This window comes from Novosphingobium guangzhouense, from assembly GCF_002896965.1.
GTDB classification, from domain to species: Bacteria; Pseudomonadota; Alphaproteobacteria; order Sphingomonadales; family Sphingomonadaceae; genus Novosphingobium; species Novosphingobium guangzhouense.
The window spans coordinates 17,005-26,263 of the sequence record NZ_LYMM01000033.1 but is presented as its reverse complement, the minus strand read 5'-3'; the positions used below and the strand labels follow the sequence as shown (position 1 = coordinate 26,263).

Sequence of the window (9,259 nt, the reverse complement as noted above, 5' to 3'; positions counted from 1 at the left end):
GTCGGTATGCCGCCCCTTTAATCGCCCCGGCGGCAACAGTCTAATCGGGCCGGAAATTCACACTACAGTTCGCGATGGAAGGTGCGTGCATGGCATACTGGCTGATGAAATCCGAACCGGATGCTTACGGCTGGAACGATCTCGTCAAGGAAGGCGAAGGCACCTGGGACGGTGTGCGCAATCATCGCGCCGCCAACAACCTGCGCGCGATGGCGGTGGGGGACGAATTCTTCTTCTACCACTCCAACATCGGCAAGGAGATCGTCGGCATCGCTACGGTGAGCGAGGCGGGGCTTGCTGATCCGAGCGACCCCGAGGGCAAATGGGCGGCGGTAAAGGTGAAGCCCGTGCGCAAGCTCAGGCGGCCGGTGACGCTGGCGCAGGTGAAGGCTGATCCGGCGCTGGCGCAGATGGAACTGGTCAGGTTCTCGCGTCTGTCCGTGGCGGCGGTGACGGCTGAGGAATGGGCCCATGTTCTGGGCATGGCCGGGGAATGACGTTCAGCGCCTGAACATCGTCCTTGCACCGGCGCGCCTGCGTCCTGCCTTCGGGAAAGCACATTTCGGCGCAGATGCGCGAAACTTCCCAGCCGGCTGGCGGGTTCTCTTCATGTAACGGCGGCGGGATGTTTCGCTGCCGATAAAAGGAGATACGCCGTGGGTGAACTCAAGGACACCGTGAAGGGTCTTGGCAACGAGATTGCCGGCAACGTCAAGCAGGCCGCAGGCAAGGCGCGCAACGATCCGGCCCAGCAGGCAGAAGGCAAGGCGCAGGAAAAGAAGGGCGAAGTCCAGCAGGGCATCGGCAAGGTCAAGGGCGCATTGGGCGACCGGGTCTGACCTGACTTTCCCAAACCAACTGGTTGGAAAAGGGTCGCCATATGGCGGCCCTTTTTCGTTGACGTTCCAAGGCTTGCCGTAACGAATCGTCCCGTTTCGGGAAGGGCCGTTCAGGCGCTTTGCGCGATAGTAAACAAATCGTTAATGCCTGCCTCATGCGAAGCATTACACGTCGCGCACTCGTCCTTACGCACGAATCCGCCGGGCACTGGTTCCGTCGGTCGCTGCCGCCCCATGTCTTCGTCGAAACGGCTGACACAGCGGACGAGGATGCCGAAGCCGCGCGCCGGTGGCGGCTCAACGGCGGCGACTGGCGCGGTTTCCTGTCAGCCTATTGCGCAGGCTTCATGGCGATAACGCTGTTCATCGCCTGAACTGGATCGTCTGACCAAGCAGTTTTCAGCCTGCGGTCGGGGCCTTCTCGGCGCGGAACAGCATATATCCGAGCCAAGCCGAAGCCACGCAGCACAGCGACACGACCAGCAACTGCTGCGCCACCGCCACGCCGATCAGCGTCATGACTCCGGTCGCCAGTGATCCGACGACCATCGCGCCCGAATTGACGATGTTGTTGGCCGCGATCGTGCGCGCGGTCTGCGACTTGTCCACGAACGTGGTGAGGAAGGCGTAAAGCGGCACCACGAACATGCCGCCGCAAACGGCGATGCCCAGCAGCGTCAGCATCAGCGGGATTGCCAGCGGCTGCACCACGAAAGTGCCCACGTCCATCAGGCGCTCGGCCCCGGTATGCGGGGGCCAGATGCGGCAGACCTGCTGGAAGGCCACAAGGAACGCGCCCATGCCCAGCACCGAAACGGGCGACCAGCGCGCCGAGACGGTGCCCTTGAGCAGCGCGTTGATCGCCATCGAGCCGATGGCCACGCCGACCGAGAAGATCACCAGGAACAGGCTGGCCACTTCCTTGCTGGCCATCAGCATGTTCTTGGCCAGCGGCGGAAACTGAACGAAAAGCACGGTGCCGATCGCCCAGAAGAAGCTGATCGCGCAGATCGCAAGGAACACGCGGCGATCCTGCATGGTGGTGCGGACAAGGCGCACCGATGCGCGCACGACATGGTAGTCCAGCGGCTCGATCTTGCCGAGCGGCGGGGCGGGGGGCACCTGCCGTCCCGCGAACCAGCCGATGCAGGCCACCACGATCACACCGATCGCGGCAGCGTCCACGCTGATCCAGCCCGCCACGATCGTACCGGCCAGGACCGCGATATAAGTGCCCGCCTCGACCAGCCCGGTGCCGGACAGGACTTCGCCATCGTTCAGGTGCTGCGGCAGGATCGCGTACTTGATCGGCCCGAAGAAGGTCGAATGCACGCCCATCGCGAACAGCGCCAGCAGCATCAGCGGGATCGCCACCGCGTCAAGCGCCTGTCCCTGCCATGCCAGCGCAAGGCCCGCGCCGCCGACCAGCATGATCGCGATCTCGCAGGCCTTGATGATGCGGATCAGCTTCGCCTTGTCCCGCATGTCCGCCAGCTGCCCGGCCAGCGCCGACAGCAGGAAGAAGGGGATGATGAAGATCGCCGATGCCAGCGCGCTGAACCGCGCCTCCTGCGCTTCGGAGTGGTACACCTCGTATACGACGAAGAGCACCATCGCGTTCTTGAACAGGTTGTCGTTGAACGCGCCCAGAAGCTGGGTGACGAAGAGGGGGAGGAAACGTCGCGCCCGGATGAGTTGGGTCGTCGTGGTCATGATTTGAGTTATGCCGCCGGGCTTGCTCTCTGTTGCGCGGGACACTTAATGGCATGAGGCGGGGGCACAAGCCCTCTTGACCACTTTATTCCCGTAGCGATTGCGGGCTATGGCGTTGCCATCATGCTGACTCTGCCGAACATCCTGACGCTGTCCCGCATCGTGACCCTGCCCCTGCTGGGCTTCCTCCTATGGTGGCCCCGCTGGGAATTCGGGTACGGTCTTGCCTTCGGGCTCTACTGCCTGATGGGGATTACCGACTATTTCGACGGTTATCTTGCCCGCTCCAGCGGCACCGTGTCGAAGCTGGGCGTGTTCCTCGATCCCATCGCCGACAAGATCATGGTGGCGACGGTGATTCTGGTGCTGACGGCACAGGGCATCCTGCGCGGCCCCTACGTGGGCGACATGCACGTGATCGCGGGCCTTATCATCCTGGTGCGCGAGATCGCCGTTTCGGGCCTGCGCGAATTTCTGGGCGGTTTGCAGGTTTCGGTGCCGGTCAGCCGCCTTGCCAAATGGAAGACGACATTCCAGCTGATTTCGCTAGGCGCGCTGATTCTGGGCGTGGCGATGCCGTGGTGGAACGTCGATGTCGGCGGGCTGGCTATCAACCTGCCGCATACGGTGGGGCTGACGACGCTATGGGCCGCGGCTGTACTGACGCTGGTGACGGGCTGGGACTACCTGCGCGTCGGCCTCAAGCATATGGATTGACGCACTCGCGTTTGCGTTTGCGTCTGGGGCAACCGGCCTTGCGCTTCGCGCGCTTGGACAGCTACCGGGCGATCGCCATCTGGCACTGGCGGCGGGGGCCTGCAACACGAAGGATCTGACCATTACTGTCGCGCTTCCAGCCGAGGGCGAGCCCGTGCGCGGGCCAAGCCGCTCCGTCGTCTTCGCGCTGGCTATCGCGGCCGGGCTGACGGTGGCCAACATCTATTACAATCAGCCCATGATCGGGCTGATGGAGCGCGATCTTGCAGGCGCTGCAGCCACTTACGTGCCCACCGCGACTCAGCTTGGCTATGCCGTGGGCCTTGTTGCGCTGGTGCCGCTGGGCGACCTGCTGGAGCGCCGCCGCCTGATCGTGCTGCAATGCCTGGCGCTGGCGGGCGCATTGGCGCTTGTGGCCATCGCGCCGAGCGCGGGGCTGGTGCTGGCGGCATCGCTTCTGGTCGGCCTGCTGGCCTCCGTGGCGCAGCAGATCGTTCCCTTCGCGGCCAACCTTGCGCCTGACGAGAAGCGCGGGTCCATCGTCGGCACGGTGATGGCGGGCTTGCTCTGCGGCATCCTTCTGAGCCGGACGCTGGCAGGCTTTGTCGCCGGCGCCATGGGCTGGCGCGAGATGTTCTGGCTGGCGGTGCCGCTGGCGCTGCTGACGGCGGCGCTCATGGCGATCCAGCTTCCGAAAAGCCGCCCGCAGGCGACCGACCTGAACTATGGCGGCCTGCTGCGATCGTTGTGGAGCCTGTGGCGCGAATTTCCCGCGCTGCGTCTGGCCGCCTATACCCAGTGCTGCCTGTTCGGCGTCTTCAGCGTGTTCTGGACCGTGCTGGCGCTGCGCCTGCAGGAGCATTTCGGCCTTGGCCCGGAAGCGGCCGGGCTGTTCGGGATCGTCGGCGCGGCAGGTGTGCTTGCGGCGCCGGTGGCCGGGCGTTTCGCTGACCGGCGCGGGCCGCATCCCGCCATCGTCGCGGGAACGGTGATGACGCTGGCCGCGTGGCTGATCTTTGCCTTCTGGCAGTCCATCGCCGGGCTCATCGTCGGGGTGCTGGTGCTCGACGTGGCGGTGCAGCTGAGCCAGATCTCCAACCAGAGCATCATCTACGCCCTGCGGCCTGAGGCGCGTTCACGCATCAACACCGTTTACATGGCAATGATGTTCCTGGCCGGAGCCGCCAGTTCGGGCGCAGCTACGGCCGCCTGGCACCAATGGGGCTGGAGCGGGGTTTCGGCGCTGGGCATCGGCATATCGGTGCTTGGCGTAGCGCTGCAGGGGCTGCGGCGGCGGTAGAAGCCGCCGCGATCGCGTCACCCCGCCCGCAATTCGTCCGCCAGCATCCGGAATTCGTCCGCACGAGGGGAATTCTTGCGCCACACCAGCGCGATTTCGCGATTCGCGTTGGGGGATATCAGTGGGCGGGCCACCACGTTGGTGCCGTTGAGGATGCCCGCATCCAGCGCCATTTCGGGAAGCATGGTCAGGCCAAGTCCGTTGTCCACCATCTGCACCAGCGTATGCAGCGATGTGCCGATCATGGTCGCGCTGGCCCGCAGTTCGGGACGGTTGCAGGCGGCCAGCGCCTGATCCTTGAGGCAGTGCCCGTCTTCCAGCAGCAGCAGGCGGTGTTCGTCGATGACGTCCGGGCTGACTTCGGCGGGCGGATCGCGCGGATCGTCGCTGGGGAAGGCGACGAAGAAGGCGTCCAGTTCGATCGTCTCCTTTTCCACTTCGCCGGTGGCGTAGGGCAGGGCGAGCAGGACGCAGTCGGCGCGGCCGTGGTGCAGCGATTCCATCGCCTGCTGACTCGGTTCTTCACGCAGGAACAGGCGCAGATTGGGCCGTTCGCGGCGCAGGCGCGGCAACATGCGCGGTAGCAGGAACGGCGCGATCGTGGGGATCACGCTCATCCGCACTTCGCCCGATAGCGGTTTGCCGCTGGACTGGACGAGTTCGGACAGCTCCTCCGTTTCGCGCAGGATACGGTGGGCCTTTTCGACCACGGCATTGCCCAGCGGGGTGAAGCGGACGGCGCGCTTGGTGCGCTCCACAAGGACTACGCCAAGCAGCGTCTCAAGATCACGCAGGCCCGCCGACAGTGTCGATTGCGACACGAAGCAGGCATCGGCGGCGCGGCCGAAATGGCCGTGCTCGTGCAGGGAGACGAGATACTGGAGCTGCTTGAGCGTCGGTTGGTAGACGGTCATGCCCCGGCTATTGCACGGCAGGCACGCTTCGCCAAGTGTGCGCTCGTGCACTTGGGCCATGATGTGCCGGATATGGTGGGCAAAGAAGTGCGCGGGGGAGGGGCGGGTCGAACCAGCCGCCCCCCGCTGGATCAGTCCTCGCCAGTCTGGGCTGCGGCTTCGACTGCGGCGTCTTCCACGCGCGTCATCTTGAGCTTGCCGTTCTCCACCGCGAAGGCCAGCTTGCCTTCGACCAGATCGAGCGCGTCGCGGCCGAACACGTCGTAGCGCCAGCCCTGCAGCAGCGACAGGTTCTTGCGAACACCGGCAGCCAGCAGTTCCAGCTCGTCGCTGCGGGCAAGCAGGCGTGCAGCAGCGTCGATTTCGCGCGCGCGAATCTTTAGGAGCAGCTTGAGCAGGTCCGCCACCAGCGCGCCTTCCTTGCCAAGCGGGGCGCCGCGCGGGGCGCGGGGCGGCATCTCGTCGTCGGTCAGCGGTTCGGCCTTGGCGATGGCGTTCATCAGGCGGCGGCCGATTTCGTTGTCCTTCCAGCCCTGCGAAAGACCGCGCACCTTGGCCAGATCGGCCTGCTGCTTGGGCGGATGGCTGGCGATGTCGGCCAGCGTTTCGTCACGTGCGATGCGGCCGCGCGGGATATTCTTGCCCTGCGCTTCCAGTTCGCGCCATTCCGCGATCGCGCGCAGGCGGCCAAGCACTTGCGGGTTGCGGCCGGGGGCCTTGATCCGGTGCCAGGCTTCCTTGGGATCGTTCCGGTAGTTCTCCGGATCGGCCAGCTTTTCCATCTCCTGGTCCAGCCACGCGCCGCGGCCGGTCTTGATCAGGCGCTTGAGGATCTTGGGGAAGATCTTGGACAAGTGCGTCACGTCGCCGATCGCATATTCGATCTGGCGATCGGTCAGCGGACGGCGCGACCAGTCGGTGAAGCGGGCGCCCTTGTCGATCGTCAGGCCCTGCCACGATTCGACGAGGTTGGAATAGCCGATCTGCTCCGACTGGCTGATTGCCATCATCGCGATCTGCGTATCGAAGATCGGATGCGGGGTGCGGCCGGTGAAGTTGAAGATGATCTCCACATCCTGGCCGCCCGCATGGAAGACCTTGAGCACGTCTTCGTTGTTGGTGAGCAGGTCGAGCAGCGGGGTCATGTCGAGCCCGTCCGCCAGCGGATCGATCGCGGCGGCTTCCTCCGTATTGGCGATCTGCACAAGGCACAGTTCGGGCCAATAGGTGTTCTCGCGCATGAACTCGGTGTCGACGCTTACGAAATCGGACTTCGCAAGGCGCTCGCACAGGGCGGCAAGATCTTCGGTCTTCGTGATCAGAGGATGAATTTTCATTGAACGAGGGCGTTACGCCTAACAGCGCGGGGGATCAACGCCCCGTGTTACCGTTTTGTCGCAGTTTATTTCCGACCGAGGAGGCGCTGCCACAGGCTGGGCTTCTTTACGTGCGCCAGTTCGGCGATGCTCTGGGCGGTCACGAAGCGGCGGCGCAACTGCGATCCTGTGGTGTGGCCATAGGGCAGGGGCAGGTACAGACCCTCGGGTTCGTATCCCGGATCGGCTTCCGGCTGGGTAAGGTCGCGCAAATCCTGAAGTGCCGAAGGTTCGCGCGCTGCGTCGTCCGGTATCTGCACCGGCGCATCCGACCACGCGGGATAGAGCGAGGCTTCCTTGTCTTTGCGATCGACGAGTGCCGTGTGCGACGTATCGTCAGCAATCATGTGCGATTCCCGTATGTTCTCTGGTGTCGACCCTCGCGCGGGAAGGTAATGGTGAATTGGTTTATTTGAGGTTACCGGCCATATCGCAGCCCGTGCGCGCCGGTGCCGGCGCATTTTGCGCAAAACCACGGCTGGAAATCGCGGCGTCAGTCGACTAGTGCGGCCGCAATTATCGCATACGCTTACAAAAGAGCCCCAGACATGACCCATCCCTACCGCTCCCATACCTGCGGCGCCCTGAGCGCGGCCGAGGTCGGCCAGACCGTGCGCCTGTCGGGCTGGGTCCATCGCAAGCGCGACCATGGCGGCGTTCTGTTCGTCGATCTGCGCGACCACTACGGCATCACCCAGGTCGTCACGGACAGCGACAGCCCGGCGCTGGCGATCCTCGATTCGCTGCGTGCAGAAAGCGTCGTGACGATCGAAGGCACCGTGAAGGCGCGCTCGGAAGGCACCGTGAACCCGAACCTCTCGACCGGCCAGATCGAGGTCTACGCCCGCGTCGCCACCGTGCTGGGCAAGGCGGAAGAACTGCCGATGCCCGTCGCCGGCGAGCAGGAATACCCTGAGGACATCCGCCTCAAGTACCGTTTCTTGGATCTTCGCCGCGAAACGCTGCACGCCAACATCGTCAAGCGCACGCAGATCATCCGCGACATGCGCCGCCGCATGGAAGACACCGGCTTCACCGAATATTCGACGCCGATCCTGACCGCCTCCAGCCCCGAAGGCGCCCGCGATTTCCTGGTGCCCAGCCGCATCCACGCGGGCAAGTTCTACGCGCTGCCGCAGGCGCCGCAGCAGTACAAGCAGCTGCTGATGGTTGCAGGCTTCGACCGCTACTTCCAGATCGCGCCCTGCTTCCGCGACGAAGACCCGCGTGCGGACCGCCTGCCGGGCGAATTCTACCAGCTCGACCTTGAAATGAGCTTCGTGACCCAGGAAGAAGTCTGGGAAACGATGGAGCCGGTGCTGCGCGCCACGTTCGCCGAATTCGCCGGCGACAAGCCCGTCACCCCGGCGGGTGAGTTCCGCCGCATCCCGCATGCGCAGGCGATGCTGGACTACGGTTCGGACAAGCCTGACCTGCGCAACCCGCTGCTGATCAAGGACGTGACCGAACACTTCGTCGAATCGGGCTTCGGCATCTTTGCGGGCATCGTCGCCAACGGCGGCAAGATCCGTGCGATCCCGGCTCCGGGCGCGGGTGCGGGCAGCCGCAAGTTCTTCGACGACATGAATGTCTGGGCGCGCGGCGAGGGCTATTCGGGCCTTGGCTACATCAACATCAAGGACGGCGTCCCCGGCGGCCCGATCGCCAAGAACCACGGTGAGGAAAAGACCGCCGCGCTGATCGCGGCACTGGGCCTTGGTCCCAACGACGGCGTGTTCTTCGCCGCCGGCAAGGAAGAGCAGGCCGCGAAGCTGGCAGGCCTCGCGCGGACCCGCGTGGGCGAGCAGCTGGACCTGATCGACAAGGACCGCTTCGAGCTGTGCTGGATCGTCGACTTCCCGTTCTACGAGTGGGACGAAGACAACAAGAAGGTCGACTTCGCGCACAACCCGTTCTCGATGCCGCAGGGCGGGATGGACGCGCTGGAGAATCAGGATCCGCTGACGATCAAGGCGTACCAGTACGATCTGGTCTGCAACGGCTTCGAGATCGCATCGGGTTCGATCCGCAACCAGTCGCCCGAACTGATGGTCAAGGCGTTCGAGATGACCGGCCTGACGCAACAGGACGTCGAGGAGCGTTTCGGCGGCCTCTATCGCGCATTCCAGTATGGCGCACCGCCGCACGGCGGCATGGCAGCCGGCGTCGATCGCATCGTGATGCTGCTGTGCGGTGCGCAGAACCTGCGCGAAATCACGCTGTTCCCGATGAACCAGCGCGCCGAGGATCTCCTCATGAACGCGCCGAGCCCGGCCGAGCCCAAGCAGCTGCGCGAACTGCACCTGCGCGTGGTGGAGCCGGTGAAGCAGGCCGCGCCCGCCAAGGCCGCGGAATAATCCATTCCTCCCTGAGCGTGCTTGGGGAGGAAACAGGTTTTCT

General features: G+C 64.6%; 10 protein-coding genes. 6 read left to right on the top strand and 4 right to left on the bottom strand.

Features of this window, described 5'->3' with window-relative positions:
• The first annotated feature begins 89 nt into the window (after positions 1-89).
• The 3 genes from A8V01_RS12110 (at position 90) to A8V01_RS12100 (ending at position 1,213) form a co-directional block, all read left to right on the top strand.
• On the top strand, positions 90-497 hold the full coding sequence (locus A8V01_RS12110; RefSeq protein ID WP_103096176.1) for an EVE domain-containing protein: 408 nt from the start codon (positions 90-92) through the stop codon (positions 495-497).
• 159 nt (positions 498-656) lie between these two features.
• A complete protein-coding gene (locus A8V01_RS12105; RefSeq protein ID WP_103096114.1) occupies positions 657-839 on the top strand; it encodes a CsbD family protein in 183 nt (60 codons plus the stop codon).
• A gap of 155 nt (positions 840-994) precedes the next feature.
• Positions 995-1,213, top strand: a complete 219-nt coding sequence (locus tag A8V01_RS12100) for a hypothetical protein (RefSeq protein ID WP_103096113.1) — start codon at positions 995-997, stop codon at positions 1,211-1,213.
• A gap of 25 nt (positions 1,214-1,238) precedes the next feature.
• On the opposite strand, the gene A8V01_RS12095 is transcribed toward A8V01_RS12100, so the two are convergent.
• Positions 1,239-2,552: an MFS transporter gene (locus A8V01_RS12095; protein ID WP_103096112.1), complete on the bottom strand. Its 1,314-nt coding sequence runs from the start codon at positions 2,550-2,552 to the stop codon at positions 1,239-1,241.
• Positions 2,553-2,675: 123 nt separating this feature from the next.
• Here A8V01_RS12095 and pgsA point away from each other — a divergent pair, with 123 nt between their 5' ends.
• The gene (gene pgsA, locus A8V01_RS12090; RefSeq protein ID WP_103096111.1) at positions 2,676-3,269 is read left to right on the top strand and encodes a CDP-diacylglycerol--glycerol-3-phosphate 3-phosphatidyltransferase; all 594 of its coding nucleotides are present in this window, start codon (positions 2,676-2,678) and stop codon (positions 3,267-3,269) included.
• Between the two features lie 154 nt (positions 3,270-3,423).
• Positions 3,424-4,569: an MFS transporter gene (locus A8V01_RS12085; RefSeq protein ID WP_103096110.1), complete on the top strand. Its 1,146-nt coding sequence runs from the start codon at positions 3,424-3,426 to the stop codon at positions 4,567-4,569.
• A 17-nt stretch (positions 4,570-4,586) separates the two neighbouring features.
• On the opposite strand, the gene A8V01_RS12080 is transcribed toward A8V01_RS12085, so the two are convergent.
• The 3 genes from A8V01_RS12080 to A8V01_RS12070 form a co-directional block, all read right to left on the bottom strand.
• Positions 4,587-5,483 carry a hydrogen peroxide-inducible genes activator gene (locus A8V01_RS12080; RefSeq protein ID WP_103096109.1) on the bottom strand — a complete coding sequence of 299 codons (897 nt, stop codon included), beginning with the start codon at positions 5,481-5,483 and terminating at the stop codon, positions 4,587-4,589.
• 131 nt (positions 5,484-5,614) lie between these two features.
• The gene (gene rnd, locus A8V01_RS12075) at positions 5,615-6,820 is read right to left on the bottom strand and encodes a ribonuclease D (RefSeq protein WP_103096108.1); all 1,206 of its coding nucleotides are present in this window, start codon (positions 6,818-6,820) and stop codon (positions 5,615-5,617) included.
• A 65-nt stretch (positions 6,821-6,885) separates the two neighbouring features.
• Positions 6,886-7,206 (bottom strand): hypothetical protein, encoded by a 321-nt coding sequence (locus tag A8V01_RS12070; protein ID WP_103096107.1) that lies wholly within the window; start codon positions 7,204-7,206, stop codon positions 6,886-6,888.
• A 201-nt stretch (positions 7,207-7,407) separates the two neighbouring features.
• On the opposite strand from A8V01_RS12070, the gene aspS reads away from it, so the two are divergent.
• A complete protein-coding gene (gene aspS / locus A8V01_RS12065; RefSeq protein WP_103096106.1) occupies positions 7,408-9,216 on the top strand; it encodes an aspartate--tRNA ligase in 1,809 nt (602 codons plus the stop codon).
• Positions 9,217-9,259: the final 43 nt, after the last annotated feature.

What these genes read in the sequence shown, in the direction of transcription:
- A8V01_RS12110 (WP_103096176.1), top strand. Translation starts at nt 90, where the DNA reads ATGGCATACTGGCTGATGAAATCCGAACCGGATGCTTACGGCTGGAAC.
- A8V01_RS12100 (WP_103096113.1), top strand. Translation starts at nt 995, where the DNA reads ATGCGAAGCATTACACGTCGCGCACTCGTCCTTACGCACGAATCCGCC.
- A8V01_RS12095 (WP_103096112.1), bottom strand. Translation starts at nt 2,552, where the DNA reads ATGACCACGACGACCCAACTCATCCGGGCGCGACGTTTCCTCCCCCTC.
- pgsA (WP_103096111.1), top strand. Translation starts at nt 2,676, where the DNA reads ATGCTGACTCTGCCGAACATCCTGACGCTGTCCCGCATCGTGACCCTG.
- A8V01_RS12080 (WP_103096109.1), bottom strand. Translation starts at nt 5,483, where the DNA reads ATGACCGTCTACCAACCGACGCTCAAGCAGCTCCAGTATCTCGTCTCC.
- rnd (WP_103096108.1), bottom strand. Translation starts at nt 6,820, where the DNA reads ATGAAAATTCATCCTCTGATCACGAAGACCGAAGATCTTGCCGCCCTG.
- A8V01_RS12070 (WP_103096107.1), bottom strand. Translation starts at nt 7,206, where the DNA reads ATGATTGCTGACGATACGTCGCACACGGCACTCGTCGATCGCAAAGAC.
- aspS (WP_103096106.1), top strand. Translation starts at nt 7,408, where the DNA reads ATGACCCATCCCTACCGCTCCCATACCTGCGGCGCCCTGAGCGCGGCC.